Raw genomic sequence first — 26610 nt, 5'->3', positions numbered from 1 at the left:
TTTTCGAAAACGGTCACAGCGTCCTGAACGGCACGGCCGTGGACCTCCGTGGGCACGACGGCATCGAGACGTTTTATCTCGGATTGAATGCCAGGACCGCCGGTATCACGACGTCAGCAATCGTATTTTCAAATGTGGTCCCAGGAGGAAATCATCTTCCGAGAGAGTCGATAAATTAGGCAACACCGTTCATTGACGTTCGTTTCGATATCATTGCATATTTATTCATAAGCTAAGCTCGTTCAGAAGCGGGAATTTTCCACTTCGAGACAGGGCTACAACAGCGGGAACATTGCGCGAGACATGCTTTGTCTTGTGCCGGCCTGCACTCCATTCCGTTTCGACTTCACGAACGCGTGCTTGCGCCCGCCGATGGCACCCGCATGCCCGCGAGAGACGAGCCTCGATGACCGATTTCGCGAATTCCCCGTCTCATAGCCGCCGCCTTCAGAGCGCCCTGCTGGGAACGTGCCTCGCCTGCACCCTGCCGCTCAGTCTGACGGGCGCATGGGCTCAGTCGCCGAGCGCGATCGAGACCTTTACCGGAGAGGCCGGCCCCCGTACCGATCCGAGCGCGATCGGCGTCGCACCGGACGGCACCGAGAAATGGCATGGGCCGCTGGCGCCCTATGCGGCCAGCCTCGCCGCCCATGGCCTCAGCTTCGACGTCAATGCTTACGAATACTTCTTCTCCAATCCGAGCGCCGGACTTCGTCCGGGACAATTATCCAATTCGACCTATTATCTGCTGAGCCTCGACGCCGATCTCGACAGGATCGCCGGCATCAAGGGCGGCTGGTTCCACTACACGCAGACCTTCTTCGGCTTGCGTTGGAACAACCGCAACATGGGCGGAGACATCGGCGATACCACGATCGGTTATCAGCCGACCTTCAACCGCGACTTCGCCCGCCTCTCGGTGCTGACCTACGAGCAGCGCCTGTTCGACGATCGGCTGGCCATAGAGGTCGGACGCACCCATCCCAATCGCTATTATGCGCTGCCGCCCTGCCAATCGAGCGTCAGCTGCTTTCAGGACATCCTCCAGATCAATGCCGGCCTGAGTTCACCGCTTTACGGCGTGTGGGGCGGCAACGTCGCCTACAAGCTGTCGGCGCAGGATTACGTTCAGGCCGGCGCTTTCGCGGTCACGAGCGGCGCCAACTTCCTGTCGGGCTACGACTGGAACTACGAGCCGCTCAATGGCGCATTGGTCCTCGCGGAGGCCGGGCACGCCACGACCTTCGTGACGGATCCCTATCCGAGCCGGGTGGCGCTGACCGGCTTCTACAACACGGCCGACCACGCCGATAATTTCAAGACGGTGTTCGGCACCTCGAAGGGACTCGATCCCGGCGCCCCGGTGCTGCAGAAATCGGGCACTTCGGGCGTGATCCTCACCGCGAGCCAGGTCGTCTGGCGAGCCGATGGCGGTGCCGACGCGGCCAACCTGAACCCGACCTCCATCCAGGCCTATACCAGCCTCGCCTACGCGCCCGACCCGACCATTCCGATCCGCTGGAACGCGTTCGCGGGCGTCACCCTCCAGGCCCCCGACCAATCGCGTCCCTTCGACCGTTACGGGGTCAAGGTGAACTGGCAGCGGATCGCGGGTGACTACGCGCAGTTCCTCTCGGATGCCAACTTCATCTCGGGCGGGACCGGCGCACCGTATTCCCGCGGCAAGCTTGTCTTCGAGGCCAACGCCCATCTGGCGCTCGGCCAGGGCATCTTCTTCGAGCCGGTGGTTCAATACTTGGTCAACGGGAGTTCCTACTGGAACCCCTACACCGCCAACCGCAGCAAGGACGGCTTCTACGTCGGTGCGACATTGATCGTGCCGCTGGGAGCGATCTTCGGTCTGTCTCCGGGCTGAAGCCCCGGATCGTCGCACAGTCACCATCATTCAGAAGGAGGGCCATCATGGGTTCCCTGACCGAGACCAGCATCGACTATACCGCGCACCCCCGGGTCAATTCACACGACCCGATCCCGCCGCGGCCACGGCCGGACCGACCTGCGGACGTGATCCGGACGGATGAGGACGCCATCGCCACCGCGACGCGGCTCGCGGCGGACTTCGCGGTGGGAGCCGCGCTGAGGGACCGGGAAGGACTCCTGCCCCTGCCGGAACTCGACGCTTATTCCCAGAGCGGCCTGTGGGCGATCAACGTGCCGAAAGCCTATGGCGGCCCCGGGCTCTCCTATGCGACGCTCGCGAAGGTGATCGCGATCATCGCGGCGGCCGACAGTTCCCTCGCGCAAATCACCCAGAACCATCTTGCGATCAATGCGCATATCGACATCGACGGGACCGACGCCCAGAAAGCCGAATTCTTCGGTTGGGTCCTGGCGGGACTGCGCTTCGGCAACGCCTTCTCCGAACTCAACAGCAAGACCGTCGCCGCCTTCGAGACCACCATCCGCTATGAGGGCGACGAGGCGGTCATCAACGGCCAGAAATTCTACAGCACCGGTGCGCTTCTCGCGCATATCATTCCCATCGTCGCCATAGACCCGGACGGGCAAGGCTTCCTGTCCTTCGCCGACCGGGACGCGCCCGGGATCAGCATCAGCAACGACTGGTCGAGCTTCGGGCAACGCACGACGGCATCGGGAAGCGTGAACATCGACAATGTGCGCCTCCCGCGCCGCTGCCTCCTGCCGGTCAAGGCGTTCGACCGTCCCACCATCGCCGGACCGGTCTCGCAGATCATCCAGTCGGCGATCGATGCCGGCATCGCCAGGGGCGCCATCGAGGACACCATCGCGTTCGTGCGGACGAAGAGCCGGCCCTGGGTCGATAGCGGCCAGGACCGGGCGTCGGAGGACGTGTTCACCATCGCGGCAATCGGCGACCTCTCCATCCGGTTGCACGCCGCCGAAGCCCTTGTGGACATTGCCGGCAAGGCCATCGACCGCGCCCATACCGATCCGTCCGAAGCCAATGTCGGCGAGGCCACCGTGCGGACCGCCGAATCCAAGGTGTTGACCACCGATATCGCGATCCTGGCGACGAACAAGCTGTTCGAACGGGCGGGAACCCGCTCGACCCTGGCCCAGCACGGTCTCGACCGCCATTGGCGCAACGCCCGCACCCACACGCTCCACGACCCGGTTCGCTGGAAGCTGTTCCACGTGGGCAACCACTACCTCAACGGTATTCACCCGCCGCGCCATCCCTGGAGCTGACGCAACCGCGCTTCGGAGCCGACCGCCCGCCTCAACGGACTTGATCCATGACCCGCCAGATCCGCTTCAACGCCTTCGACATGAATTGTGTCGGCCACCAGTCGCCGGGCCTCTGGGCGCATCCGCGCGACCGGTCCTGGCAGTACAAGGACCTGGAATACTGGACAGATCTCGCCAAGACCTTGGAGCGGGGCATCTTCGACGGGATCTTCATCGCCGACGTCGTGGGCTATTACGACGTCTACAAGGGATCGAACTGGCACGCGCTGCATCAGGCGGCGCAGATCCCTTTGAACGACCCGATCCAGCTCGCGGCGCCGATCGCGCTCGCCACCGAGCATCTCGGCATCGGCATCACCGCCTCGACCTCGTTCGAGCACCCCTACACCTTCGCCCGCCGCCTCTCGACAGCCGACCACCACACCAAGGGCCGGGTCGGCTGGAACATCGTCACCTCCTATTTGGAGAGTGGGGCGAAGAATATCGGCGAAGGCGGACTCAAGCGGCACGATAACCGCTACGAGGTCGCGGCCGAGTATGTCGAGGTTCTCTACAAGCTGTTCGAGGGCAGCTGGGAGGACGGTGCCGTCCAGCGCGACCGCGACAGGCGTATCTTCACCGACCCGGCCAAGGTCCACGAGATCGCGCATCAGGGCCGTCACTTCACCGTGCCGGGCTATCATCTCTGCGAGCCGTCGCCCCAGCGCACGCCTGTACTCTATCAGGCCGGCGCGTCAGGCCCCGGCAAGGCATTCGCCGCGGGACATGCCGAATGCGTGTTCGTGGCGTCCCCGATCAAGGCGACCCTCAAGGCTTATGTGGCTGACGTGCGCGCCAAAGCGGCGGCCTCGGGCCGCGATCCGCGCGACGTCCTCGTCTACAACCTCACCACCGTCATCGTGGCCGAGACCGACGAGAAGGCGCAAGCGAAGTTCGAGGAATACCAGAGCTATACGTCCTATGACGGTGCTTTGGTCTTCATGTCGGGCTGGAGCGGGATCGATTTCGGGCAATACGCGCCCACCGATCAGATCCGAAAGGTCGAGACCAACGCCATCGTCTCGATGGTGGAGAATTTTGCCGGCTCGGAGAAGCCCTGGTCCATCGAGGAGCTGGCCCGCTGGGGCGGGATCGGCGGCCTGGGGCCGGTCTTCGTCGGCTCTCCCTCGACGGTCGCCGACATCCTCCAGGAATGGGCCGAGGAGACGGACGTCGACGGTTTCAACCTCGCCTATGCGGTCACGCCGGAGACATTCGAGGACGCAGTGAACCTGCTCGTGCCCGAGCTCCAGAAGCGTGGCGCCTATCCGAAAGCCTATCGCCCCGGAACGCTGCGCGAGAAGTTGTTCGGTCGCGGGCCGCTCCTGCCCGAGACCCACCCGGCCCATGCCTATCGCGATATCGAGGCGGTGAAGGCACGGGAGGCCGCGCTCCGCCCCGCCGCGGCGGCCGAGTGAGACCGGCCATGCCCGATCCGATCCTCACACTCACCGATGTCTCCCTGGCCTTCAAGGGCATCAAGGCGATCAACGCCCTGAGCTTCACGGTGGAGCGCGGCGAGATCTGCGCGCTCATCGGGCCGAACGGAGCCGGCAAGAGTTCGCTGCTGAACATCCTCAACGGCGTCTACAGGGCGGATTCCGGAGAGGTCGTGTTCGAGGGCGAGCGCTTCACCCGTATCCGTCCCCTGCAGGCGGCGCGACGCGGCATCGGACGCACTTTCCAGCATGCGGCCCTGTTCGGGAAACTCAGCGTCCTCGACAACGTCCTGGCGGGTCTGACGCGCCATAGCCGCACAACCCTCGTCGAGCATGCCTTCGGAGTATTCCGCGACGCATCCGAGACCGCGGATTTCCGCGACCGCGCCGAGGCCATCCTGGCCTTTCTCGATCTGTCGGCCCATCGCGACGCCATCGTCTCCACCCTGTCCTACGGGGTCCAGAAGCGCGTCGACCTGGCCCGTGCCCTCGTCGGCCGGCCGACGCTCCTCCTGCTCGATGAGCCGATGGCGGGCATGAACCAGGACGAGAAGCGCGCCATGAGCGCCTTCATCGCGGATGCGAGAGCCGAGTTCGGCACCACCATCGTCCTCATCGAACACGATATCGGGGTGATCATGGACCTCTCGGACCACGTCGTCGTGCTGGATTACGGCCGCAAGGTCGGGGACGGCACGCCGGAGGCCATCCGCACCGACCCGGCCGTCATCGCCGCCTATCTCGGCACGCCCCATTGAGGCCTTCCCAGCCATGAGCTTCTTCCTCGAGACCTTGGCCGGCGGCCTGCTGGCGGGGGTGATGTATGCCCTCGTCGCGATCGGCTTCGTGCTGGTCTACAAAGCGTCGGGCGTCTTCAACTTCGCGCAAGGCGCGATGGTACTCTGCGCTGCGCTCACCTTCGTCACCCTGCGGGAGAAGGGGATCGAACTCTGGCTCTCGGGCCTGATCACCCTGGCGATCCTGGTAGCGGTGGCGGTGGCGGTGGAGCGGGTCGTGCTTCGCCCCCTGGCCAACCGGCCTCAGATCACCCTGTTCATGGCGACCCTCGGGCTCTCCTACGTGATCGAGGGGACGTCGCAGCTCCTGATGGGAGCGAGCGTGCATGAGCTCGATCTCGGCATTCCCGACACGCCGATCGCATTCGGGCCGATCCAGCTCAGCCAGTTCGATCTCGCCGCAGCAGCCAGCGCGGGCGCGCTCGTCATCGCCCTGTCGCTCTTCTTCGACCGGACGCGGATCGGCCTGTCCCTACGCGCCGTCGCCGACGATCCGGGTGCGGCCCTCTCCATCGGCATCCGGCTGCAGACCCTGTGGGCGGTGGTCTGGGCCGCCGCCGGCTTCGTCGCCCTCGTGGCGGGCCTACTCTGGGGCGCACGCCAGGGCGTCCAGTTCTCCCTCAGCTTCGTGGTCCTGAAGGCGTTGCCGGTCCTCATCATCGGCGGCTTCACCTCGATCGCCGGCGCCATCGTCGGCGGTCTCATCGTCGGGGCGAGCGACAGTCTCGCCGAGATCTATCTCGGCCCGCTGCTCGGCGGCAGCGTCTCCACCTGGTTCGCCTACGTGCTCGCCGTCGCCTTCCTGCTCGCCCGGCCCTCCGGCCTGTTCGGCGAGCGCACCATCGAGAGGGTCTGACCAGATGCCCCCCGCCTCGGCCTCAATGATGCCCGCCCCCGCATTCCTGCGCCGCGTCATCGTCCCGATCCTGCCGGCCCGGGCCGTGATGCTGGCGCTCCTCGTCGCCACCGCCTTAGCGGTACCGGCCATTGCCAGCGATTACTGGCTCAACGCGATCCTGATCCCGTTCCTGATCATGACGCTCGCGGGCCTCGGCCTCAACCTGACCATGGGCTATGCGGGCCAAGCCTCGCTCGGCACCGGCGCCTTCATGGCGGCGGGGGCCTACGCCACCTACAATTTGCTCCTGCGGGTGCCCGAACTGCCGTTGCCGGTGAGTCTCGTCCTCGGCGGCCTCATCGCCGGTATGGTCGGGCTCGTCGTCGGCCTGCCGTCTCTTCGCATCAAAGGCTTCTACCTCGTAGCGACGACACTGGCCGCGCAGTTCCTGATCGAGTGGGTGCTGAACCAGTATCCATGGTTCTCCAACTACGCCTCATCGAGCACGATCTCGGCGCCACGGTTGGCCATCGCCGGGTATGACCTGTCGCGGCCGGGTGGGCGCTACCTCCTCACCCTCGGCACCGTGGTGCTGGTGACGGCCGTGGCGTGGCGCCTGGTGCGAAGCCAGACCGGCCGCATCTGGATGGCCGTGCGCGACATGGACACCGCCGCCGCGGTGATCGGCATCCCGGTTGTGCAGGCCAAGCTCAAGGCCTTCTTCGTCGGCGCCACCGTCTGCGGCATCGCCGGTGCGCTCTGGGCCTTCGCCTATCTCGGCACGGTGGATGCGCGCAGCTTCGATCTCGACCGTTCGTTCCAGGTGATGTTCGTCATCATCATCGGCGGGATGGGCAGCCTCGCCGGCTCGTTCATCGGCGCGGCCTTCATCGTCCTGCTGCCGATCCTCCTCAGCCACGTGGCCGGGATCGCGTTCGGAGGCGCCATCGATGGCGGCCAATTGCAGAACCTCCAGCACATCCTCTTCGGCGGCCTGATCGTCTGGCTGCTGATCCACGAGCCGGACGGCCTGTCGGCCCTCGCCAGCCGCCTTTGGCGCCGCCTCGCCGCGCGCGCCTGATCCCCTCGCCCCTACACTCCCGGAGTTTCCCGATGACGATCCTCACCCGTGCGATCCGCGCCGCCGCGGTCGCGGCCTCCTTCGCCCTGGCGGCGCCTGTCTCGGCCGGGGAGGCGAAGGAGCAGTACTTCCCGCTGGCGACCTTCCGGGTCGGCGCCTACGCGTCCTCCGGCATCCCTTCCTGGGCGGGGGTGATCGACTACCTGCGCTACATCAACGAGGTCGAAGGCGGCATCAACGGCGTGAAGCTGTTCTGGGACGAGTGCGAGACCGAATGGGCGGTGGAGAAGGGGGTCGAGTGCTACGAACGGGTGAAGGGCGGCAAGAACGGGTCGCCGGTGGCGGTCTTCCTACCGCATGGCGACCCGGTCTCGAAGGCGCTGACCGAGAAATCGGTGGCCGACAAGATCCCGCTGATCACCACCGGCTACGGCCGCACCGAGGCCATCGACGGACGGGTCTTCCCCTATAGCTTCACGGTGCTCTTCAGTTTCTGGAGCGAGGCCTCCTCGGTGGTGAACTACATCGCCGAGCGGGTGGGCGGAAAGGACAAGCTCAACGGCGTCAAGATCGCCACGATCTATCACGATAGCCCCTACGGCAAGGAAACCCAGACGCCCCTCGACATCCTCTCGAAAGAATACGGGTTCGAGAACATCCAGATCCCGGTGCCCCATCCCGGCAACGACCAGTCCGCGCAATGGGCGCGTGTCCGTCAGATCAAGCCGGACTGGGTGTTCCTGCGCGGTTGGGGCGTGATGACGCCGGTGGCGATCAAGACCGCGGCCAAGACCGGCTTTCCCGTCAACCGGATCATCGGTGGGATCTGGTCGGGATCGGAAGAGGACGTCCGGCCCGCCGGGAGCGTCGGCAAGGGCTATCTGGCGATCACGCCCTTTCCCGCAGGCCAGGATTTCGAGATCCTCAAGAAGATCAAGACGGAGATCGTCGACAAGAACCGCAGCGACCTGCGGGATGCGAAGAGCTTCGGCTCGGTCTACTACAATTCGGGAATCATCGAGACGATCATCGCCGTCGAGGCGATCCGGACGGCGCAAGCGCGCTTCGGCTACCGGCCCATCACCGGCGAGGAGGCTCAATGGGGCCTCGAACATCTCGTCCTCGACGAAGCCCGCCTGAAGCAGATCGGCGCCGAGGGGCTGGTGCAGCCCCTCAAGCTCTCGATCAAGGATCACGAGGGCGGCGGCGCCGGCAAGGTGCTGCAATGGGACGGCGCCAAATGGGCCATCGTCAGCAACGGCTGGGTGAAGTCGGACCGCGAACTCCTGCTGCCGCTGATCTACGAGCGCGCCGCGGCCTACGCGAAGGAGAAGGGCATCGTCCCCCGCACGGCCGAATCTTCCGAGGCCAGCGCACGCTGATAGGGGGCGTCATGACGCGGTCGCACGATTTCCTCGCCGTCGAGTCCATCGATGCCTCCTATGGGCAGGCGGGGCCCGCCCTGCGCGGCGTCTCGCTCACCGTCGCGGAAGGCTCCATCGTGGCGCTGCTGGGCTCCAACGGCGCCGGCAAATCCACGACGCTGCGGGCGATCTCGAACCTGCTCGGACCGCAGCGTGGCGCCCTGCGGGGCGGTAGTATCCGCTGGCGGGGCGAGTCGACGGCCGGCCTCGATCCGGCCGATCTGGTGCGGCGGGGCATCGTGCAGGTGCTCGAGGGCCGCCACGTCTTCGGGCAGCTCACCGTCGAGGAGAATCTCAGAACGGGTGGCTTCCTGCGCCGCCCAAGCCGGCGGCAGCTCGCGGACGACCTGGAGCGGGTCTATGCGTGGTTCCCCCGCCTGCGCGACCGGCGCTCGGCCAAGGCCGGACTCACGTCCGGCGGCGAGCAGCAGATGGTGGCGATCGGCCGGGCGCTGATGACCCGCCCGACCCTGGTCCTCCTCGACGAGCCGTCGATGGGGCTCGCGCCGATCATCGTCGGAGAGATCTTCGAGATCATCCGTCGCCTCAACCGTGAGGAGGGCGTGAGCTTCCTCCTCGCCGAGCAGAGCGCCAACCTCGTTCTGGCCTATGCCGACCGTGCCTACGTGTTGGAGAGCGGTCGCGTCGTCGAAGCCGGCCCGGCTGCGGACCTCGCCGCGAGCGGCCGCCTCGGCGAGATCTACCTCGGGGGTGCTGCGACGGCGACGCGGCACTGACCATTTCCCATTCTCGATCAAGGACAGGCGATGAGCGAGCCGAACACGACCGCTTGGGGTGCCGCCATTGTCTCGTACTGAGCGACGCGGCGCTCACGGATGTCGTTCGGGATTGCGCCGCGCGTCAGACGCCCCTGGTTCTCCTGATCGAGAATCAGCCCGTAAAAATCCTGTACGAGGCGGGCGAGTTGGGCGTCGGTCAGCATCGGCGTCGCGTTCAGGGTCGAGAAGATATTCTCTGACGCGACGTATAGCTGACAGGCCCGCAGCTTGGCAGTCCGCGCGTCCGATGTCCCGAGGCTGCGTACCATCTCGGTGAGGCGCAATTTCGGCTGCAGGCCAGCCGGTATGCGTCGGCGGAAATGAAAGGTGCGTCCACGCAGGACGACATTCGCGATCGGTGCCACTCCGCTCCTTCGGCACCTGGCTGGGTGCCTTGTGTAGCAGCGGTGTGTAGCAACAGGCTCACACCGCAGGGCGACTGCGCGAGGAGCTCAATGATCTGAATGACTTAGATGTGACAGTGGCTGGGGGACGAGGATTCGAACCTCGACTAGAGGAGTCAGAGTCCCCCCTGCCCCATTGAAATAACAACGCTTTTTCTCCGAACGAGGAGAAAAGCGGTTATGCAATATCAAAGGGTTAGAAGGGGAAACCCGACCAAAATCGGGGTGCCGGACAAGGCAAAAACGAAAAACGCCGTCGCGGGGGTGAAGGCCCGCAACGGCGCTAAACGGAAGGTCTCTGGTAAAAACCTCGAACTGAACAATACCGCCCCGCGCCCTGCGCTGGCAAGTCGTCTCGTTGCGTTGATTGACCGGGACGGCACGGTCACTGCCCTCTTCCGCGGGCCCGATGAAGTTCGTGCCTTCCTGCAGGGAGGCGCCGCATGAGCATTGCCCGCCTGCCACGCGCCGGCCAGCGCCGCCTGAAGCGCCTCACCGCCGACAACGAGCCCAGCATCCTGTCCGACGCCCGGTTCTTCGAGCGCCGGCCAGGTCGGAACCATCGCATCCGCGTCTCTTCCGTGGCCGAGGTCGAGATGATCCGGCTGCTCCATCCCGGCAACGACCTGACGCCCGGCATGCGCTGGTACACATCTGTTCGGCAGATCCGGAAGGGCATCCGGTGCCGGGTCTTCACCATCGGGCTCGCCGATCTCGACTGCGACGCGCCGGAGGACGTCTGCCTCTGGGTCTACGAGCGTGGCCGCACGAATCGTGATGCGGAGATCGAGACCAGCCTCCGGAAGGCGATGGAGGCGCTGCCATGAGCGATCGTCTCGAAGCAGCCCTCTATCTCGCCAACCGCGGCGGCCGGGTCTTCCCGCTCCACGGAATGCGGCCCGCTCCCGATGGCCGTCTCGTCTGCACCTGCGGAAAGGCCGACTGCACCGACGCGGGCAAACACCCGATGGCGAAGCTGGCGCCCCGCGGCCTGACCAACGCGACGAACGAGGAGCATATCGTCCGGCGCTGGTTCACCAGTGCGCCATACGCCAACATTGGCCTGGTGACGGGCGCGGCCATTGTCCTCGATGTGGATCCGCGTCACGGCGGGGATGAGAGCCTGCAGGCTCTGGAGGAGGAGCATGGTCCCCTGCCGGAGACATGTCGCTCGATCACCGGCAGCGGCGGGCAGCACATCTTCTTTCGGCCACCGCCCGGCGTCGAGATCCGCAACTCAGCCGGTGACTTGGCCCCTGGCCTCGATATCCGCGGCATCGGTGGGTACATCGTCGCCCCGTCGAGCCTCCATGCCTCCGGCCGGTCCTATGAATGGTCGGTGGATCATCACCCCGACGAGGTTCCGCCTGCCCCGATGCCGGCCTGGATGGTTGCGGCACTGGCGCAGCCGAAGGCTGGCACCGGCCGAGATCCTTCCTACTGGCGCAAGCTCGTCACCGAGGGCGTGACCGAAGGCGATCGCAACAAGTCACTGACCAGCCTCACCGGCCACCTGTTGCGCCGCTACGTCGATCCGGAAGTGGCGCATCAGCTCGTCCAGGCCTGGAACATGGTCCGGTGCGTCCCGCCGATGAAGCCGGAGGAGGTGACGAAAACCGTCGGCTCGATTGCCCGAACCGAACTCAGACGCAGGGAGGCACGCAATGACGGCCGGCGCTGACGATATCTATCGCCTGTTCGATTTTGAGCAGGCCCGGACCGCCCGCCCCGGCGGTAACGGCGACCTCCTCACCGAAGACCATGCCGCCCGTACCTTCGCCGAGCGTTATGCCGGAGAACTGCTGTTCTGCCACGACACCGGCAAATGGCATGAATGGACCGGAGCGGCCTGGGTGCCGAACCGTCAGGGTAAAGCCTTCCAGTGGGCGCGCGAGCTCGCCCGAGAACTATGTGCGGACGAGGATCCGAAGACCCGCTTCATCGCCTCAAAGACGAGCTTTGCTGGTGGAGTCGAGCGGTTCTGTCGATCCGATCCTGTCTTTGCTGTGACGATCGAAGGCTGGGACCGCGATCCCTGGCTGTTGGGTACGCCTGGCGGGACGGTCAACTTGAAGACGGGCGAGCTCAGGCCCGCTGACCGGAACGACCGCATCACGAAGCTGACTGCGGTCACGCCGGCGGAAACTCCAGACTGTCCGACCTGGCTGCAGTTCCTGCAGGACGTCACTCAGGGCGATGCGGGCTACATCCGCTTCATCCAGCAGTGGGCCGGGTACTGCCTCACGGGCGACACCAGCGAGCAGGCGCTGTGCTTCGCCTTCGGTGGCGGCGGCAACGGCAAGGGCGTGCTGATCCATGTCCTGGCCGGCATCCTACGGGACTACGCCCTGAACGCTGCCATGGAGACGTTCACCGCGGCCAAGCACGATCGGCACCCGACCGAGATCGCGGCGTTGCGCGGAGCTCGCCTCGTCACGGCATCCGAGACCGAGCAGGGGCGCCAGTGGGCCGAGAGCCGGATCAAGCAGCTCACCGGCGGCGACGTCATGCGCGCCCGCTACATGCGACGGGACGAGTTCGAGTTCACGCCCGTCCTGAAGCTGCTCATTATCGGCAACAACAAGCCCGGCCTGTCCAGCGTGGATGATGCCGCCCGGCGCCGGTTCAATCTACTCCCGTTCCTGTTCAAGCCCGCGGTGCCTGATCCAAGGCTTGAGGAAAAGCTGCAGGCGGAATGGCCGGCGATCCTGCGCTGGATGATCGAGGGATGCCTGGACTGGCAGGCCAACCGTCTGGTTCGGCCCGAAGTCGTGAAGGACGCCACCGACGAGTACTTCACCGCGCAGGACACCTTCAGCCAGTGGCTGGATGAGCGGTGCATCGTAGATCGAGGGAACCCGTATCGGAAGGCCACCACGAAGGAGTTGTTCGACTCCTGGTCGAAGTATGCCTTCGGCAACAACGAAGCGGTCGGCTCGCTGAAGGCCTTCTCGGAGAGCTTCGAGAAGCGCGGGTTCAAGAAGCTTAGTAATGTCCCGACCGGCCTTGGGACGAGAACCAAGGGATTTGCTGGCGTCGAGGTGCGTCCGGACCACCACCATGGGGGGAATGATGCGGATTGATGCGGATCTACCCTACTGCACGCACAGGCGCGGGCGCGCGTATGAGAGTTATGCGGAAAACCCGCATCAATCCGCATCATTTGCGCATAGTGGTGGCCAACACGCCGCTCGATCAGCCCTTCGGAGGATTGGGATCGTCTCCATAGGTCCTCTCGTCTCGAACTTGGCCTTCTCGGTTCTTAATGAGGACCTGAGCCTTGCCACCATCCTTCTCGATTTTTTTCGCTTCCCGCACTGCTTTATCGATGCCGGCCTGCTGCGTCTTTGGATTGGCGATCACCTCCCCGCCTTGTTTGACGGTCCACCCTTTTCCTTTGTTTGGGTTCACCGTGATGCGTTCGCGAGCCATGAATACCTCCTGAGTAACGATTGGCAGAATGGAACTCAGCTGGGAGAGAGTCGACTCCGCATTCGAAGGCGGCCCCACCTGCTTGCTCTAAAGTTATTCCGCCAATCGCACTGGGCAGACTGAGACCGAGCGAGTTAATGCGGGTTAGTCAGATGACCTCCCAAGGAAAAGTCTCCATGTCACCCATTTTTTCCACTCGATACCCCGGCTTACTTGGATCCGCAGGCACAATCACAATGGGGTCGCGGTCAGCAATGTCTATCGTTACCGTTCTTCCCGCCACGGCGGTAACCACGCCTTTCAGCCAGGAATTTACGGGATGCGCAAAATCAAACTCGTGGCCTACCGCAGGAAAACGAGGGTGCTCGGGTTGAGGAGTAGGCGTCAGTTGAAGCAACGCACCTTTGGCCAAGTCCCCATTCATAAGGACATGCCACTTCTGAACATACGCTTTCTTTTTCAAAATGATCTCCTATCCATCTTCAGATCACAAACGACGGTGGGGTACCCCAAAGTTCCAAGCCCTAAGACCACGCTACCGCATGGGATCGCATGCACAGATTTTTTCGCTGCTGACGGTTTTCGCTGGGGTCTCGGTAAGGACGTCCCGCCGACTGTCCGCCGATTTTTCCATCTTTCGCAGAGGGGAATGCCATGACTGCCAAGGCAGCACTGTGCCCGCCGACCTGGATGAAACGGGCCGAGAAGCGCGAGTTTCGCAGGGTGATCGCAGCCCGTTCGAGCCTCGGCACGCCGGTTTCGGAGGCGGAACTCGACACCGTGGCCGATTACGTGTCGGCGCGGCTGAGGCTGGTCGAGCTCCGCGATCGGGCGGCGAAGGCCGAGTTTCCCAACAGCTACCTGAAGATCGTCCGGGCCATCGAGGCGACGACGGCAACTAGCCGGAGGTTGGCGCAGGATCTTCGGCTGATCGCCCCGCCCTCCCCGCCGCTTGGCAAAAAGGCCGCGGCAGCACTCGCCGCTGAGAAGGCTGCCGGTGGTGGGTGGGATGGCTTGCTGGACACCGGCACGCCGGCATCCGTTTTCCGCACCCCGCGGCCTCCACAAGCGCGGAAAGGTAGTGAATAGTGCTCAAGACCTTTAGGCGTCTAATTCCTCAGGCATTGACCCCCACCATACAAGATAAACGCATTGTTCATCGTGCTGACTGGCGTTTGGCTGGTGCCGGTCGTGAGCTTGTTTTGCATACTTGCGATGCGCGCTGAGATTTTCAAATAGCCATCGCTCATAGTTTAGAACTTCATCTCGGCTGAGGCTCCAGTCCAATTGAACAAAACCACGCATCTCAAGATTTTGCTTGGCCAGCCATCGCCGCCACGTACCACGTCGGGCTATTGGAGTAGCAGAAATGCCCGTTGAGAATTGCTCAACCTTGGATGATGAAATGACATCTTTTACTGTACGCAAAGACGCGTTGTAGCGGATCAGTCGACGACCCGTGGCAGGCAGGATGCGCATATGAGACTTCCGATCAACGCGACTGCAAGAGCAGAAGTCCCACCCAACCTGTACGGCTCAGGATTATCAAAGACCGTATCTCGGATCCTGGCCCTAGCACCACCCCAACTTCATCGCGCCCCCTAAGGGGAAGGAGAAAATTCGATGACCGATGTCCCTCAGACCACCCGCCGAGCCGTCCGAGCCTACGAGGCGGCAAGCGAACGCCTCGCAGATCGCGGTGTGAGTGATGCCGAGAATGGTCGCGCCATGGTCGCGGCCGGCCTATCTCGATGGTCTCGCGCAGTCGAACCTGAAGCGCTGATTGAGGAACTAGCGAAACTTGTCGGCGGACTGGCGCGAGCAACTGACGTCGATCTTAATGGCGCAAATGATGTGCGTCCCTCATCCCACTAGTTTACCGTCCATCGAAAGAGCTTGACGGAACTACTACCATCCTTATTGATTGTTGCAGGTCACAGTACGGCACGCCGGGCGCTGCCATAATGATTGCAGAGGTTACCTCTGCGAGGGACCGACTAAACTCCGGCCTTTCGGTACGCCAGGCGCTGCCGAGAACGCTGCGAGACCCAAGGGGACGGCACGCCTGGCGCTGTCGCATCTGAGGGTGATGGATCGAGGCCGTTGGCGAGGCAAAGCCGCCAGTGTGAGCGCGGGTCCGCTGCAGGCAACGCCAGTGGCAGTGCCATGTCCTCCTCTGATCAGAGATCACCCATGCTGAATCATCGAACCTCTTCCTCAAAGCCTTATCCGAAGGCCATGCTTGGCCCGGTGATGGCCTCTGCTGGATTCCCGCGCGCCTTCCTTAATTCTCGACCCGACGGCCTACCTGCAATCCGCGCCGAGGCGCCCGATCCGCGCAAGGTGCTCGCCGACCTCACCAAGTCGGTCGACGACTTTCAGACCCGATATGATGCCCGTTTCGGCGACATGCAGACCGCCTATGACGGCATCCAGAAGCAGCTTGCCGCTGCCGGGATGAACGTCGCCGCCCTCGACGGCGCGGCTCCTCCCGATCCGGAATACAGCCGAATATTCGCTACCTACGCCCGGAGGGGCCACAACGAGAGCGAACTCGACGCCGCGAGCCGGACCGGCGAACGCGCGATCATCCGTGCCGCCATGAGCACCGGTTCCAACAGCGATGGCGGCTATGTGGCCCCTGTCGAATGGGATCGACGGATCAGCAAGGCGTTGCGGGCGGAAAGCTCTCTCCGCACCTTGTGCCGTGTCGTCAGCACGACGACGGCCGGCTACTCTACCCTCTGGAACAACTCGGCCTGGGTTTCTGGCTGGGTCGGTGAGACCGCGTCTCGACCGCAGACCACGACCCCAACCCTGTCGCCTATCAACTTCAAGACGGGTGAACTCTACGCGCAGCCGGCCATCACGCAGCAGCTTTTGGAGGATTCGCAGATCAACCTTGAAGACTGGCTTGCTCTTGAGGTCGCGGACGAGTTCAACCGGCAAGAGAGCGTCGCGTTCGTCTCCGGCGATGGCGTGAACAAGCCGCAGGGCTTCCTATCCTACGTCGGCACCGGCACGACTTTGCATCCGGGCGGCGAGCCGGGCGTGACGGTTTCCGGCGCGGCGACGGCCCTGACCGGCGACGGCCTGATTGGCCTCGTCTATTCGCTGGCAGCACCCTACCGGGCCAACGCCTCGTTCCTCATGAACTCGTCCACCATCGCTGCAGTGTCGAGGCTGAAGGACGGCCAGGGCAATTACCTCTGGCAGCCGTCGTTCATTCTGGGCCAGCCGCCGACCTTGCTCGGCAAGCCGGTGTACTTCGACGAGGCCATGCCGAACGTAGGGGCAGGCACTCTGCCAATCGCTTTCGGCGATTGGAGCCGGTTTTACGTCATCAACGACCGGCTCGGCACGACCGTTCTTCGCGATCCCTACACGGCCAAGCCCTACGTGCTGTTCTACACCCGCAAGCGCGTCGGCGGCGGCGTCCTCGATCCGAACGCGGTGCGTTTCCTCAAGGTCAGCACCTAATTCGAGATGGGTCCGGTCCATCAGGCCGCGAAACCTCCTCCCGGACCCTAGCGCCGGCCCTGTCGATACCTGGCGCCGGGGCCGGCGCCCCCCCCCTTTCCGAGCTTGCGGGTAGCTTCGTGTTTCGCGCCCGCCGGACCACTCGCACGGTGTCCGCAACAACAGCGAGAGCCGGCGGCCTTTTCCCTAGAGGCGCGGCCGGCAGATCTCTTCAGCGCTTCGCTTCGGAGCGCCGAACCTCCCGGCCGGGACCACGGATGTACTGGCCCGGCCGGGACTTACTTTCTCCAGCCATTCACCCGACAGGCAGGGCGATCCATGACAGCCATCAACGTCATCAAGCAGAGCGATTCGGTTCACATGCTGACCGACGGGGCCACGTGTCGGGACGGCTCGCGCTACGCGGCCAGCACCTGCAAGGCATTCCCGGTCCCGCACCTCAACGCCGTGATCGCGACGAGCGGCAGTCTGATGTGGTCGCCGCTGATCCTGTCGAACCTACTGCTCTCGGTGACCACCTATGACGAGCTGAAGCAGTGGGCGCCGACCCTGCTCCAGAAGGCGGTCGTGGAGGCATCTCAAGTCTTCATCGGCGAAGGGACGCCTGAGGTACTCCTCGTCGTCGCCGGCATCTCCGAGACGACCGGGCCGGATGCCTTCAGCGTCACCACCTGCGAACGGATCGCCGAACCGTGGGTCGCGCTCACCCACGGCGACTGCTCCCTATGGCCGAGTACCCCGGAGATCCAGGCGGAGTTCCGAGAGGCCTACGGGGACGTCACATCCGGCGACGAGCTCGATCCGGCCCGTTGGGGCGTGCGGGCCATCGAGATGCAGCGCCGACACCCGGAGGCCATCATCGGCGGTTTTGTCCAGCTCAGCAGCGTGACGCGAGACGGCATCTCGACCCGCATCGTTCACCGCTGGGACGAGCCGATCGTGGGAGTGCATGCTGATGCAGCCTGAGACCTTACCGAACACGATTCAGGTTCTTGCAATCCCGCACATGTTGGACCCAACACGGGATCGCGTGAAGCTCACTTTTCTACCGGGCCAGACGATCGCCGAGATGGTGGACGAGACGCTGCCAGCAGCTCGCGAGCTTGGCCCTAGCTACATCCGCGTGACGATCGACGGCCATGTTGTCGAAGCCGAGCATTGGCACCGCGTCCGCGCCAAGGCTGGGATGCATGTCCTCATTCGAATCGTCCCCCAGGGCGACGCTCTGAAGAGCGTACTCACCATCGCCCTAACCGTGGCGGCTGTGGCAGCAGGGCAATACTACGCCCTCGGCCTGCTGGAAGTCCTGAGCATCGGCGCCGGCGTGGCCACGCAAGCGGCAGCGGCGGCAGCGATCACCAGTCCGATCCTGAGAGGCGGACGGCTTATGTCGAACGGCTTCGAAAGTGCGCGGGATACCTAGGGGGAGTCGCGACTTCGTAGTCACTCATTATCCTCGTCAGTACGCCGCCAAAGCCGCTTGGAACGAGGACAACTGTCGCATGCCATACGGCATGATCTTCGTCCGCACGCTTCACTCAGCGGGGGCGTCGCCCATCAGCCGCGCTCGGAAAGGTTATTGGCAACGTTGCGCTGTGTGAATAGAAGCTACTATTCTAGGGCCAAGAAATGCTACGCAGCCCTACCTGAGACAACGATCTGATTCGATAGGACCAGCACAAATGGCCAAGGACGGCAAGGACAAACCAGCGGGCGGGCATTTTGCGACAAAGCCGAGCAAGCATTTAAATGAGCAGCATAAAATCATCCACGGAAGCGATCATGTAAAAAACCCAAGCAACACAACCAGCGACAATAATAAAAAGGGCAAAAAGCCGGGGCAAGCTCCATTAGAGGTTAAGAGTAGAGACGATTAATGTTGAATCGGGCTTGATTCACAAATATATGTTTTGATACCGCTTACGCCGAGACCTGATTTTATATAATAGGTCGCCCCGAAGACCAGAGGGCTTAATGCAAACATAATCATGGCAATCCTCACGTACCTGCTGTTTTTGTTTAAAAAAGTTGAGTTAGTTTCTATTCTTTCCTGATAATTTTCTGTTTCGCCGCCGATGAGAGAGACTGGACTCTCTCCGGCGACATCCCACCATAGCGCTGGTCGGCTCCCAGGCAGCGCAAATGGCACAGGACGAGCAGCAAAAAAACAGAAATAAGCTGCAATTAATACCCAGATGGATGTTACACCTAAGGACCAGACAATATACTGGGAGATATTGTTATTATAAACAACAAGAGCGGCCGCGAACAGTGCGGTCGAGAATGTTATGCATCCAGTCGCAAGCGTTAGCGCCCTCTTGTCAGCATCAAGAGCGAACTGCATCTGAGCCTTTAGATATGTTTCGCCTTGTGAAAGAATTGTTTTTGCAACTTCTTCTTCCACATTGCTCCAGTTCGGCGGTGAGTGGTTGGTGTTCGAACCCATGACAAATCCTACCTGAATTTTTTCAATTCTCAATTAGCAACTCTGACCATCATTGTTAAGTCCGTCGGATAAAAATGCCGCCGACGATGGGGATGCGTGTCAGTTCGACAGTGCAATAAGGCCGCCATTTTACCTAGCGACGGCCCCATACCTGCCAGTCCTTCGTCCGCCCCCCATCTACCATTCGGCTCGCGCACCCGTCTAAGCGCGCAGTCGACGCGGCGGGATACGGCAGTTATCCATGCTACCGCTCAAACAAGCCAACAACTACCGGCTTGAACGTATCCGACGCCCCTCTCGTCCGAAACCAGATGCGCTAACAAGCGCCAGCGAAGGCCTAGAACCGGGCGTGTGACACCGATGCAACGCATCAGTTCTCGATTGAGGACCTGACTTTCACATCGAGAAATTGCACGATCTTTTTTCACGCTCGCTTGATGGAAGGCGATGCATATGGATTTCGTGGCACTCGACATCGAAACTGCGAACGCGGATCAGTCCAGCATTTGCGCCATAGGGCTTGTTAGCTTCAAAGGCGGCCAGATCATTGACGAGCGCCACCTGCTCGTCGATCCGGATGATGAATTCTCCCCACACCATGTCCGCATCCATGGCATCACTGCCGAGCACGTGCGAGGCAAGCCAACCGTGCCGCAGATGCTGGCGGAGTTGGGGGAGACCTACAAGGGAGCCACACTGCTCCATCACGGTCCATTCGACCGAACCGCCTTCCGCCGTGCGTTCCATAAGCACACTCACACCCCGTGGGCCTGTAATTGGCTCGACAGCCTGATGGTCGCTCGCCGGACATGGTTCGAGCACGCCGGCATGGGCGGATACGGCCTGAAATTCCTGGCAAAGCACTACGGTATTCCGCTCGTGAATCACCACGACGCGGTCGAAGACGCTCGCGCTGCAGGGCTGCTTTTCATCCGCGCCAGCAAGGAAACAGGGCTCTCGATAGACGAGTGGTTCGATCGTGTCGCCGCCCCTATTGGAGCCCCCAGGATCGGCATAAGTGGGCCTGCTCAAGCCCTGGAAGAAGTGCTTAAGAACGAGACGATCGTTATCACCGGCGCATTGCAGGTGATGGAAAGGAAAGAAGCGCGTGAGCGGGCCGTGGCTGCTGGCTTCAAGGTGGGTGAGAACGTCACTGCGAAGACGACGATACTCGTCGTGGGAAATCAAGACGTCCGAAGGCTTGCTGGCAAATCGATCAGCAACAAACAAAGCGAGGCCGAGAAACGAGCTGAAAATGGGCAGTCGATCCGGATTGTGACGGAATCGGATTTCCTCGACCTCATATCATTCCCCCTGAATGGAGAAGCCGTCTAACTGCAGAGATCCGCTGCATCTAGAAGGCAACGGGAAAAGCGTAATTTCTCAACGCAGCAGACATGTCCGTCGGCTTTGGCCGCGGCAGGATGGCCGCACGTCCTCGACCAGCTACCTCTAGCCAGATTTGATTAGGGCGGGAGTTGGTGTGACACGGGAGGAATTGATGCCGAAGGGCCTGTGACTCCGGTACATTAAGGAGGCTGGACTATAATTAAACCGTCACCAAGTCGAATGACCCTTTCCGATTTTATCAATACATTCAATATGAGACACCATGGAAAAATTAGTCCACGCTGCGCCCGCAGGTGTTTTGAAGTTGATTAAAAGTCCGGGAAGTCGCATGCATAGAACAAGATCCTCAATTTTTGCTGGGTCAACAGGGGTGCATGCTTCTACGATGACTTCCCCCAGCTTGGAATGATTTCCCGTATGAAGGGACGGCATGCTGAATTCCACCATCCAAAAATAGTCTGGAAGCCCCACAAATTGAGTTATGTCCTGCGATGATATATTTGACCCGTCGTGGGCGGTAGATGTCAGCAGGTGATTCTCGTACTCATCTTTAGTCAACAGTATTGGCCTAAGAACGAAATTATCATTCCTACTTGTTATATAGTCGAACCACGGATTGCTGGCTAAAGGACCAAGACTTGGAAGTAAATTTTTTAGCATAATCACCGCTGCAAGTTCAGCGCCAACGGCATTGCAGTTAGAGGTCTCAGGTGCAATCGCGATGATCCAATGCGCCTTAACGTCTTTATCCACTTCAAGAGCGCGAGCGCTCAAGGTATAGTATGGCCCGAAATTGTCATCGTGAATAACGAAGTGATCGATCCAGAGGCTTGATTGACGGTAGGGTGCTGATGCAGGCCCAGAGTACGCAGGGATCGCCTGTGGGTGCCATTCGTCACTATTCTGTGTGTACCCACATACGAACACGACATGCTCTTCAGGCACGGCCCCCGGCTGACTAGTAGGCTGAGTTCCTGTAGTAAATACGAGCAATACCGGGTGAGCAGACTGCACGTGCGATGCAATAATTGACACGTACTGTTCAGACGTAAGGCTCGTACAATCCTGAATAATAGGCTTGCCGACGCCGGAATTCTCGATGAAGCTTGCTACATTTCCGATCTTCAATCCTTCTCTCGGGTTAGAGATCGACTCTCGGTCATTAATGGCTTTCCCGGTTACTGGGCCAACTGATCCGCTGATCGTATTAAGGGCCATTCTCAAGCAAGCATGCGCACAAACATGTGTCATGCTGTTCTGTTGGCAATAATAAGCTGCATCTATATAAAATTTCTTTCCGCGTGCAAAAATATTAAACGAGCTCTCAGCGCAAATATAATTATTTAATAGCCTTTTTCTCTCTCCGGATTCGGCCGTGATCTCAGGGGGGTGAAAATAGGCCTCGTAAACATAGGACTTGCAGAAGTCCGACTCTGCCGGCTTTCGATAATTAATAAAGACAACTTGGCCTATTATTGCATCGGCATTAACACGGTTGATGTCGTTGTTGTGATCGATTTTTCTAAGGAACGTAATTTTTACGGCTTCCGCAGCGCCGCCGCTTCCATGATAGCTGTCGAGATAGTCGATCTCTTCGTCGACTCCATTCGAACCATGGGCTGTCTCAACAACAAACGACGCAGCCCCTTGTTTTCTGGCAAGAGTACAAACACGATGCAGTGGTATGTAATTTGAATTCTTAGTCTTCCAATGCTTGGCGACTAAGTCAAAATAAAAGGAATATGGCGGAATGCAATCTATCCACTCATCTATGGTGGGGAGACACGAATATGCTGCCATCTATGTCGCTTCTTGATTTTTCTGACGAAAACGGCCAACAAAAATGGCGCTTCACCACTCTGGGTCAAGCGCCATTCCAGAATTTTGTCGCTTGCCGCAAAATTATTTCGGCATGCTTGGCTTCGCTGAAAAGCCGGATCAATCCCGCTTGGTGCCGCAAATGACGATGTTAGGGTCATAATCCCCCGACGAAACCTGAATGCGCTCCAGGTACAACTGCTGGTCTTTGGTCGGGCGCGGCACGTTCAACAACTGATGTGCGCCGCGATCGGCAGCCGCAGAGATACCGGCCGCCTGAGCGGACACTTCCTCAGAAGCGTTTTTCGGCATAGATGATTTCCCCGCCTTGGTACGGTCATGCGAAACAGTAGCGCGCCGACGACCGGATTGTTCCTTTGGCATGCCAACCTCCTCGCCGATTTCGCACCAGGGACTCATCTCGCCGAGCTGCTACTCTACGAGGGTTGGGTACCCAAACTTACGAATCAGACGCCTAGAATTGTAATCATGCGCTTGGCCGCGACCTAGCACCCACAACCTGCGTCCGCAAGCGCAGGATGGGTCGGCATGGTTAATTTTTTCTTTCAGATCATCGTGTCTGTCAGTCAGTTGGCTGTTCCAATCGTTGGCTTCAAGGCTTCAGCATTCAAGCTTGTCAGCTTGGATTGCTCCCACATGAGACAAGTCAGCGGCTTTGAGAAGGCATGCCGTCATCGCTCGCCATCATTGTTGTCTGGACGGGCCAGACGCCCCTTGTTCACAAGCCAATCCCGCAGTGCCTGACGGATCCAGTCGGGCCTAGACGCATTCCGACCGCTTTCGGCCATGTGGACGTCGAGGGCGGCGAGCAAATCTGGTGGGAGCCGGACCATCACGGGCGTAGCGTCCGTGCGGGGGCGACCGCCCTTGTTCTTTGTTTTCAATATTGACAACGACATAGCTTGATAATATCAAAAACAGTGCGGACCGCCAAGGTGCTACCAACACCGAAGCGGCCCTAACCACACACGTCGAGGGACGACGCACCATGGCTATCCGGAATTCTACAGCATCGGCTCGCGCCGGTGAACGCTCTCGCTCGCCTTTTGCAGCGGCATACGCTCGTCCATTCCCCGAGCTTGAGGCTCCGGAGGACGAGGGAGGAGAGTACGGGCCCGTCATCCGCGCCGACCGGCCTGACACAGACCACGTCCGCCCCCCACGCTTCCTCGATATGGCCGGTGACCTCGTCTCCGCCGTCCTCATCATCGCCGGGGGCGTGCTTGCCTACGGCTTCGTGCATCTGACTTGAGGGAGGCTGGCATGAGCACCGCCCGAAAGATCGCCCCTGGCGACCAGAAGCCAAACCTGCGCCAGCGCGCAAAGGCATCGAGGCAATCAGTCCGTTCCATCCTGGAGGCCTCGCCCGGAATCGAACTTCGACAGGAGATCTGCGCCCCCGGCCGGCTAGGCGAAATGCTGGCAAAGGCGTGGGACCTTCGGGACAAACTAGACGACGAAACCACACCGGAGAACCGCGCGATCCTCCAACCCATGGAGGACTACTACCTCCGCAAGATCGACGATCTGGAGATGGCTATAAGCTTCGCGCGGGCAACCAGTCCCGCAGGCATGCTAGCGCAGCTCGCTGTAGCTGCTTCAGCTGTCGATGCGGCGGCCAATGGTTCGAACCATGCGGTCTGCTCGGCAGCCGGCGAGCGAGCAGAACGATGCCTGTTCTCGGTCACAGCTGCCCTCTGCACGATGTTTGGCCTGGACCGCGTGCGCTTCGGAGCGAGTCGCTATCTGTCAGAGAACTGCGACCAACTCGCTGTCCTCGCGCCCGAGGTGGCCTGACATGACCAACGTCGTTCGCTTCCCCGCCTCTCGCCGGATCCAGGCCACCACCATCCCTCGCGAGGAGTTCGAGCGCCTGGCCGAGCTCGCCCTCGATATCGTCGACCGCATCGTAGCGCTTCTCGATGAGGCTGACGGTGATGCAGATCTCGAACCGGACGCGGATCGAGAGCCGTCCCTTGGCGCACCGGAAGGACACGAGGGCCAAGTTACATGGTTGCGCGGTGGAAGCCGCGACGCAGAGCTCTGAAGGTCCAAGCGCGATATCCATTTGACCTCGCTTGACAACAGATGGCAGCGCTATACATTGCTTGATGTCACGCGAGGTCAAATCGATGCATGCAGTCCTGGACGAGCCCCGGTCAAGCGATGCCGCGACAGGCGCACGGTTTGGTTCTGCGATTACCTGCTACGCGGCAGGTATCGATAAAAAGACGTTGAACAATTGGCTTAGCCGTCAGCCGGCCGTGGTGCTGCTGACCGAGGAAGAGCGTCGAGAGGCTGGAGAGCGAAATCGCTTCAGCTTCGATCGCAATCGGGTGGTGCAAATCGCTTTGACGGCCGAGTTGGTTCGGCTCGGCGTGCAGCCTCGTCGGTCCGCAATGTGTGCTGCCACGTTCACGGACGCGGCTGAAGGCCCAGGAGCTCATCCGCATTTTGCACCACGGATGCCCGGCGAACTTTTCAAGAATGCCTTCACCTTCCTCGTCGTGCCGCCTGGTGATGTCGCGCCCAAAGTTGTCCCTGTCTCTGCGGAGACGACCGTCATTGAACTCATGCATCCGGAGTACGGGCTGCCGTTCTCCACTGCCATCGTAGTCAAGGTCGATGACGTCGTTGATCGCGTCCGGGCCGCTTTGCTTGCAGGTTCTTAGCCCCATGCCCCGCCGCCCCACCATCACCCAAGCTGCCATCTCCCGCGCCGTGAAAGGTGCTCAGGCTGCCGGCCTGAAAGTCGGTCGCATCGAGATCGATGGCGGCCGAATCGTGATTCACTCCGGCAATGACGTGCGACAGGAGCCGGCATCCGACTTCGATTCGTGGAGGGCAAAGCGCGATGCGCGTTAGGCTGAAGGGTCTCAATTCCAAAACGAAGGTGCTCAGCGACGGCACCAAACGGACCTACTGGTACGCCTGGAAGGGTGGTCCGAGGATCGAAGGCCAGCCCGGCACACCCGAGTTCATGGCGAGCTACAACGAGGCGGTCTCCGAACGGCGGAAGCCGGCGGCTGGCGTCATGTTCTCGATCCTCAAAGGATACCAGGCCAGCGCCGAGTTCCAGGGGCGCAGCGCCATCACCCGTAAGGACTACATCCGCCACATCAAGGCGATCGAGGTCGAATTCGGTGACCTCCCCCTTGGTGCCCTCACCGACCGGCGGGTGCGTGGTGAGTTCATGGCTTGGCGGGATCGTCTCGCCGTGAGGTCTCGTCGGCAGGCCGATTATGCCTGGAGCGTTCTAGCCCGCGTCCTGTCATGGGCCCTCGATCGCGGCCTCGTGCTGGTGAACCCCTGTGAGAAGGGTGGCCGTCTCTACCGGGCCCAGCGCACCGACAAGGTGTGGACGGCGGCGGACGAGGCCGCATTCCTGGCAAGGGCGCCCGTGCACATGCGCCTGCCCCTAATCCTAGCCCTCTGGACCGGTCAGCGGCAGGGCGACCTCCTCCGCCTCACCTGGTCAGCCTATGACGGCGAGACGATTCGCCTCCAGCAGAGCAAGACCGGCGCGCGCGTGGTCATCCCGGTCAGCGGACCGCTGCGCGAGGCCCTAGCAGCCACGGTACGTAAGAGCCCGATCGTCCTGGTGAACTCCGAAGGTCGCCCCTGGACGAGTGACGGCTTCCGCTCGTCGTGGCGGAAGGCCTGCCAAGCGGTCGCGGTGAGCGGTGTGACATTCCACGACCTGCGCGGCACGGCGGTGAGCCGTCTGGCGCTGGCAGGTTGTTCTGAGGCTGAGATTGCGACCCTGACCGGGCACTCGCTGAACGATGTGCGCTCGATCTTGGATGCTCACTACCTGAACCGGGATCCGGCACTTGCCATCTCGGCCATCAGGAAGCTCGAAACAAGAACGCAATTTCCCGACCGGGTACCCGACCGGGCCTAGATGTTCTTGGACTGAAGTGGAAAAAGCGTAGTTAAATCAGTGGCTGGGGGACGAGGATTCGAACCTCGACTAGAGGAGTCAGAGTCCACTGTTCTACCGTTAAACTATCCCCCAACGAACCCTTTGAAGACAAGGCGTTTTTTACCGCCGCTCTTCGAACTGGGCC

Annotated in this window: 31 protein-coding genes and 1 tRNA gene; 23 read left to right on the top strand and 9 right to left on the bottom strand. The window is 61.5% G+C overall.

The genetic code is table 11. The features are described from left to right. The first annotated feature begins 406 nt into the window (after positions 1 to 406). Genes RQI43_RS05005 through RQI43_RS04970 form a run of 8 tightly spaced genes read left to right on the top strand, consistent with a single transcriptional unit; the run spans position 407 to position 9547 of the window. On the top strand, positions 407 to 1876 hold the full coding sequence (locus tag RQI43_RS05005) for a carbohydrate porin (protein WP_311274428.1): 1470 nt from the start codon (positions 407 to 409) through the stop codon (positions 1874 to 1876). Positions 1877 to 1923: 47 nt separating this feature from the next. Then, a complete protein-coding gene (locus RQI43_RS05000) occupies positions 1924 to 3192 on the top strand; it encodes an SfnB family sulfur acquisition oxidoreductase (RefSeq protein WP_311274427.1) in 1269 nt (422 codons plus the stop codon). A 47-nt stretch (positions 3193 to 3239) separates the two neighbouring features. Then, positions 3240 to 4649, top strand: a complete 1410-nt coding sequence (locus tag RQI43_RS04995; protein ID WP_311274426.1) for an LLM class flavin-dependent oxidoreductase — start codon at positions 3240 to 3242, stop codon at positions 4647 to 4649. Positions 4650 to 4657: 8 nt separating this feature from the next. Further along, complete coding sequence (locus RQI43_RS04990; protein ID WP_056433926.1) at positions 4658 to 5428, top strand: ABC transporter ATP-binding protein; 771 nt, start codon at positions 4658 to 4660, stop codon at positions 5426 to 5428. Between the two features lie 13 nt (positions 5429 to 5441). Next, positions 5442 to 6323, top strand: a complete 882-nt coding sequence (locus RQI43_RS04985) for a branched-chain amino acid ABC transporter permease (RefSeq protein ID WP_056433922.1) — start codon at positions 5442 to 5444, stop codon at positions 6321 to 6323. Positions 6324 to 6327: 4 nt separating this feature from the next. Next, the gene (locus tag RQI43_RS04980) at positions 6328 to 7386 is read left to right on the top strand and encodes a branched-chain amino acid ABC transporter permease (protein WP_056433919.1); all 1059 of its coding nucleotides are present in this window, start codon (positions 6328 to 6330) and stop codon (positions 7384 to 7386) included. Between the two features lie 32 nt (positions 7387 to 7418). After that, positions 7419 to 8768: an ABC transporter substrate-binding protein gene (locus RQI43_RS04975; RefSeq protein ID WP_311274425.1), complete on the top strand. Its 1350-nt coding sequence runs from the start codon at positions 7419 to 7421 to the stop codon at positions 8766 to 8768. A gap of 11 nt (positions 8769 to 8779) precedes the next feature. Further along, positions 8780 to 9547 carry an ABC transporter ATP-binding protein gene (locus tag RQI43_RS04970; RefSeq protein ID WP_311274424.1) on the top strand — a complete coding sequence of 256 codons (768 nt, stop codon included), beginning with the start codon at positions 8780 to 8782 and terminating at the stop codon, positions 9545 to 9547. A gap of 17 nt (positions 9548 to 9564) precedes the next feature. Here the strand turns inward: RQI43_RS04970 and RQI43_RS04965 are convergent, their stop codons facing one another. Beyond that, positions 9565 to 9954: a DUF6538 domain-containing protein gene (locus RQI43_RS04965; RefSeq protein WP_311274423.1), complete on the bottom strand. Its 390-nt coding sequence runs from the start codon at positions 9952 to 9954 to the stop codon at positions 9565 to 9567. A gap of 219 nt (positions 9955 to 10173) precedes the next feature. Between RQI43_RS04965 and RQI43_RS04960 the strand changes: the two genes are divergently transcribed. The 4 genes from RQI43_RS04960 to RQI43_RS04945 are packed head-to-tail and all read left to right on the top strand — an operon-like array spanning position 10174 to position 13076. Then, a complete protein-coding gene (locus RQI43_RS04960; RefSeq protein WP_311274422.1) occupies positions 10174 to 10440 on the top strand; it encodes a hypothetical protein in 267 nt (88 codons plus the stop codon). Next, positions 10437 to 10820, top strand: a complete 384-nt coding sequence (locus tag RQI43_RS04955; RefSeq protein ID WP_311274421.1) for a hypothetical protein — start codon at positions 10437 to 10439, stop codon at positions 10818 to 10820. The genes RQI43_RS04960 and RQI43_RS04955 overlap by 4 nt, the downstream gene beginning before the upstream one ends. Beyond that, a complete protein-coding gene (locus tag RQI43_RS04950) occupies positions 10817 to 11674 on the top strand; it encodes a bifunctional DNA primase/polymerase (RefSeq protein WP_311274420.1) in 858 nt (285 codons plus the stop codon). The genes RQI43_RS04955 and RQI43_RS04950 overlap by 4 nt, the downstream gene beginning before the upstream one ends. Next, entirely contained in the window at positions 11622 to 13076 is a 1455-nt protein-coding gene (locus RQI43_RS04945) for a phage/plasmid primase, P4 family (protein ID WP_311274419.1), read from the top strand. Before RQI43_RS04950 ends, RQI43_RS04945 begins: the two co-directional genes overlap by 53 nt. A 112-nt stretch (positions 13077 to 13188) precedes the next feature. On the opposite strand, the gene RQI43_RS04940 is transcribed toward RQI43_RS04945, so the two are convergent. Further along, positions 13189 to 13425, bottom strand: coding sequence for a DUF2188 domain-containing protein (locus RQI43_RS04940; RefSeq protein ID WP_311274418.1), 237 nt, complete (start codon positions 13423 to 13425; stop codon positions 13189 to 13191). Positions 13426 to 13573: 148 nt separating this feature from the next. Further along, positions 13574 to 13888 carry a hypothetical protein gene (locus RQI43_RS04935; protein ID WP_311274417.1) on the bottom strand — a complete coding sequence of 105 codons (315 nt, stop codon included), beginning with the start codon at positions 13886 to 13888 and terminating at the stop codon, positions 13574 to 13576. Positions 13889 to 14079: 191 nt separating this feature from the next. On the opposite strand from RQI43_RS04935, the gene RQI43_RS04930 reads away from it, so the two are divergent. Then, positions 14080 to 14514, top strand: a complete 435-nt coding sequence (locus tag RQI43_RS04930) for a hypothetical protein (RefSeq protein ID WP_311274416.1) — start codon at positions 14080 to 14082, stop codon at positions 14512 to 14514. 12 nt (positions 14515 to 14526) lie between these two features. Here RQI43_RS04930 and RQI43_RS04925 read toward each other — a convergent pair whose 3' ends face one another. After that, a complete protein-coding gene (locus tag RQI43_RS04925; protein WP_311274415.1) occupies positions 14527 to 14904 on the bottom strand; it encodes a hypothetical protein in 378 nt (125 codons plus the stop codon). Positions 14905 to 15768: 864 nt separating this feature from the next. On the opposite strand from RQI43_RS04925, the gene RQI43_RS04920 reads away from it, so the two are divergent. From RQI43_RS04920 to RQI43_RS04905, 4 genes are all read left to right on the top strand, one after another. Continuing rightward, positions 15769 to 16905 (top strand): phage major capsid protein, encoded by a 1137-nt coding sequence (locus RQI43_RS04920; RefSeq protein ID WP_311274414.1) that lies wholly within the window; start codon positions 15769 to 15771, stop codon positions 16903 to 16905. Between the two features lie 318 nt (positions 16906 to 17223). After that, on the top strand, positions 17224 to 17871 hold the full coding sequence (locus RQI43_RS04915) for a hypothetical protein (protein WP_311274413.1): 648 nt from the start codon (positions 17224 to 17226) through the stop codon (positions 17869 to 17871). Then, the gene (locus tag RQI43_RS04910) at positions 17855 to 18328 is read left to right on the top strand and encodes a hypothetical protein (protein ID WP_311274412.1); all 474 of its coding nucleotides are present in this window, start codon (positions 17855 to 17857) and stop codon (positions 18326 to 18328) included. The genes RQI43_RS04915 and RQI43_RS04910 overlap by 17 nt, the downstream gene beginning before the upstream one ends. 259 nt (positions 18329 to 18587) lie before the next feature. Next, entirely contained in the window at positions 18588 to 18782 is a 195-nt protein-coding gene (locus RQI43_RS04905) for a hypothetical protein (protein WP_311274411.1), read from the top strand. Here the strand turns inward: RQI43_RS04905 and RQI43_RS04900 are convergent. Then, positions 18779 to 19351 carry a hypothetical protein gene (locus RQI43_RS04900; RefSeq protein WP_311274410.1) on the bottom strand — a complete coding sequence of 191 codons (573 nt, stop codon included), beginning with the start codon at positions 19349 to 19351 and terminating at the stop codon, positions 18779 to 18781. The genes RQI43_RS04905 and RQI43_RS04900 overlap by 4 nt on opposite strands. 453 nt (positions 19352 to 19804) lie before the next feature. On the opposite strand from RQI43_RS04900, the gene RQI43_RS04895 reads away from it, so the two are divergent. Next, the gene (locus RQI43_RS04895; RefSeq protein WP_311274409.1) at positions 19805 to 20686 is read left to right on the top strand and encodes an exonuclease domain-containing protein; all 882 of its coding nucleotides are present in this window, start codon (positions 19805 to 19807) and stop codon (positions 20684 to 20686) included. A gap of 222 nt (positions 20687 to 20908) precedes the next feature. On the opposite strand, the gene RQI43_RS04890 is transcribed toward RQI43_RS04895, so the two are convergent. The 3 genes from RQI43_RS04890 to RQI43_RS24535 form a co-directional block, all read right to left on the bottom strand. After that, on the bottom strand, positions 20909 to 22501 hold the full coding sequence (locus tag RQI43_RS04890) for a C39 family peptidase (RefSeq protein WP_311274408.1): 1593 nt from the start codon (positions 22499 to 22501) through the stop codon (positions 20909 to 20911). Positions 22502 to 22639: 138 nt separating this feature from the next. Continuing rightward, a complete protein-coding gene (locus RQI43_RS04885) occupies positions 22640 to 22903 on the bottom strand; it encodes a hypothetical protein (RefSeq protein WP_311274407.1) in 264 nt (87 codons plus the stop codon). Between the two features lie 308 nt (positions 22904 to 23211). Beyond that, complete coding sequence (locus RQI43_RS24535; protein ID WP_405030562.1) at positions 23212 to 23373, bottom strand: ribbon-helix-helix domain-containing protein; 162 nt, start codon at positions 23371 to 23373, stop codon at positions 23212 to 23214. Between the two features lie 430 nt (positions 23374 to 23803). Here RQI43_RS24535 and RQI43_RS04880 point away from each other — a divergent pair, with 430 nt between their 5' ends. The 5 genes from RQI43_RS04880 to RQI43_RS04860 all read left to right on the top strand — a co-directional run bounded on the left by RQI43_RS04880 (position 23804) and on the right by RQI43_RS04860 (position 26444). Beyond that, positions 23804 to 24337 (top strand): hypothetical protein, encoded by a 534-nt coding sequence (locus RQI43_RS04880; protein WP_311274406.1) that lies wholly within the window; start codon positions 23804 to 23806, stop codon positions 24335 to 24337. Between the two features lies 1 nt (position 24338). Then, on the top strand, positions 24339 to 24587 hold the full coding sequence (locus RQI43_RS04875) for a hypothetical protein (protein ID WP_311274404.1): 249 nt from the start codon (positions 24339 to 24341) through the stop codon (positions 24585 to 24587). An 85-nt stretch (positions 24588 to 24672) separates the two neighbouring features. Beyond that, a complete protein-coding gene (locus tag RQI43_RS04870) occupies positions 24673 to 25212 on the top strand; it encodes a hypothetical protein (RefSeq protein WP_311274403.1) in 540 nt (179 codons plus the stop codon). 4 nt (positions 25213 to 25216) lie between these two features. Further along, positions 25217 to 25405, top strand: coding sequence for a hypothetical protein (locus tag RQI43_RS04865; protein WP_311274402.1), 189 nt, complete (start codon positions 25217 to 25219; stop codon positions 25403 to 25405). Beyond that, the gene (locus RQI43_RS04860) at positions 25395 to 26444 is read left to right on the top strand and encodes a tyrosine-type recombinase/integrase (RefSeq protein ID WP_311274401.1); all 1050 of its coding nucleotides are present in this window, start codon (positions 25395 to 25397) and stop codon (positions 26442 to 26444) included. The genes RQI43_RS04865 and RQI43_RS04860 overlap by 11 nt, the downstream gene beginning before the upstream one ends. 40 nt (positions 26445 to 26484) lie before the next feature. On the opposite strand, the gene RQI43_RS04855 is transcribed toward RQI43_RS04860, so the two are convergent. Continuing rightward, a tRNA-Gln gene (locus tag RQI43_RS04855) sits at positions 26485 to 26558 on the bottom strand. Between the last annotated feature and the right edge of the window lie 52 nt (positions 26559 to 26610).

The organism is Methylobacterium sp. WCS2018Hpa-22, assembly GCF_031843785.1.
In the GTDB taxonomy this organism is placed as follows: Bacteria; Pseudomonadota; Alphaproteobacteria; order Rhizobiales; family Beijerinckiaceae; genus Methylobacterium.
The sequence above is the reverse complement of the archived record's forward strand: the minus strand, read 5'-3'. Positions and strand labels throughout refer to the sequence as shown.

Excerpts from the sequence above, each read along its gene's own strand:
- RQI43_RS04910 (WP_311274412.1), top strand. The coding sequence starts at position 17,855 with ATGCTGATGCAGCCTGAGACCTTACCGAACACGATTCAGGTTCTTGCA.
- RQI43_RS04865 (WP_311274402.1), top strand. The coding sequence starts at position 25,217 with ATGCCCCGCCGCCCCACCATCACCCAAGCTGCCATCTCCCGCGCCGTG.
- RQI43_RS04975 (WP_311274425.1), top strand. The coding sequence starts at position 7,419 with ATGACGATCCTCACCCGTGCGATCCGCGCCGCCGCGGTCGCGGCCTCC.
- RQI43_RS04960 (WP_311274422.1), top strand. The coding sequence starts at position 10,174 with ATGCAATATCAAAGGGTTAGAAGGGGAAACCCGACCAAAATCGGGGTG.
- RQI43_RS04985 (WP_056433922.1), top strand. The coding sequence starts at position 5,442 with ATGAGCTTCTTCCTCGAGACCTTGGCCGGCGGCCTGCTGGCGGGGGTG.
- RQI43_RS04930 (WP_311274416.1), top strand. The coding sequence starts at position 14,080 with ATGACTGCCAAGGCAGCACTGTGCCCGCCGACCTGGATGAAACGGGCC.
- RQI43_RS04980 (WP_056433919.1), top strand. The coding sequence starts at position 6,328 with ATGCCCCCCGCCTCGGCCTCAATGATGCCCGCCCCCGCATTCCTGCGC.
- RQI43_RS04940 (WP_311274418.1), bottom strand. The coding sequence starts at position 13,425 with ATGGCTCGCGAACGCATCACGGTGAACCCAAACAAAGGAAAAGGGTGG.
- RQI43_RS04915 (WP_311274413.1), top strand. The coding sequence starts at position 17,224 with ATGACAGCCATCAACGTCATCAAGCAGAGCGATTCGGTTCACATGCTG.
- RQI43_RS04970 (WP_311274424.1), top strand. The coding sequence starts at position 8,780 with ATGACGCGGTCGCACGATTTCCTCGCCGTCGAGTCCATCGATGCCTCC.
- RQI43_RS04880 (WP_311274406.1), top strand. The coding sequence starts at position 23,804 with ATGAGCACCGCCCGAAAGATCGCCCCTGGCGACCAGAAGCCAAACCTG.
- RQI43_RS04875 (WP_311274404.1), top strand. The coding sequence starts at position 24,339 with ATGACCAACGTCGTTCGCTTCCCCGCCTCTCGCCGGATCCAGGCCACC.
- RQI43_RS04895 (WP_311274409.1), top strand. The coding sequence starts at position 19,805 with ATGGATTTCGTGGCACTCGACATCGAAACTGCGAACGCGGATCAGTCC.
- RQI43_RS05000 (WP_311274427.1), top strand. The coding sequence starts at position 1,924 with ATGGGTTCCCTGACCGAGACCAGCATCGACTATACCGCGCACCCCCGG.
- RQI43_RS04955 (WP_311274421.1), top strand. The coding sequence starts at position 10,437 with ATGAGCATTGCCCGCCTGCCACGCGCCGGCCAGCGCCGCCTGAAGCGC.
- RQI43_RS04885 (WP_311274407.1), bottom strand. The coding sequence starts at position 22,903 with ATGCCAAAGGAACAATCCGGTCGTCGGCGCGCTACTGTTTCGCATGAC.
- RQI43_RS24535 (WP_405030562.1), bottom strand. The coding sequence starts at position 23,373 with ATGGTCCGGCTCCCACCAGATTTGCTCGCCGCCCTCGACGTCCACATG.
- RQI43_RS04905 (WP_311274411.1), top strand. The coding sequence starts at position 18,588 with ATGGCCAAGGACGGCAAGGACAAACCAGCGGGCGGGCATTTTGCGACA.
- RQI43_RS04890 (WP_311274408.1), bottom strand. The coding sequence starts at position 22,501 with ATGGCAGCATATTCGTGTCTCCCCACCATAGATGAGTGGATAGATTGC.
- RQI43_RS04925 (WP_311274415.1), bottom strand. The coding sequence starts at position 14,904 with ATGCGCATCCTGCCTGCCACGGGTCGTCGACTGATCCGCTACAACGCG.
- RQI43_RS04995 (WP_311274426.1), top strand. The coding sequence starts at position 3,240 with ATGACCCGCCAGATCCGCTTCAACGCCTTCGACATGAATTGTGTCGGC.
- RQI43_RS04900 (WP_311274410.1), bottom strand. The coding sequence starts at position 19,351 with ATGGGTTCGAACACCAACCACTCACCGCCGAACTGGAGCAATGTGGAA.
- RQI43_RS04950 (WP_311274420.1), top strand. The coding sequence starts at position 10,817 with ATGAGCGATCGTCTCGAAGCAGCCCTCTATCTCGCCAACCGCGGCGGC.
- RQI43_RS04990 (WP_056433926.1), top strand. The coding sequence starts at position 4,658 with ATGCCCGATCCGATCCTCACACTCACCGATGTCTCCCTGGCCTTCAAG.
- RQI43_RS04870 (WP_311274403.1), top strand. The coding sequence starts at position 24,673 with ATGCATGCAGTCCTGGACGAGCCCCGGTCAAGCGATGCCGCGACAGGC.
- RQI43_RS05005 (WP_311274428.1), top strand. The coding sequence starts at position 407 with ATGACCGATTTCGCGAATTCCCCGTCTCATAGCCGCCGCCTTCAGAGC.
- RQI43_RS04860 (WP_311274401.1), top strand. The coding sequence starts at position 25,395 with ATGCGCGTTAGGCTGAAGGGTCTCAATTCCAAAACGAAGGTGCTCAGC.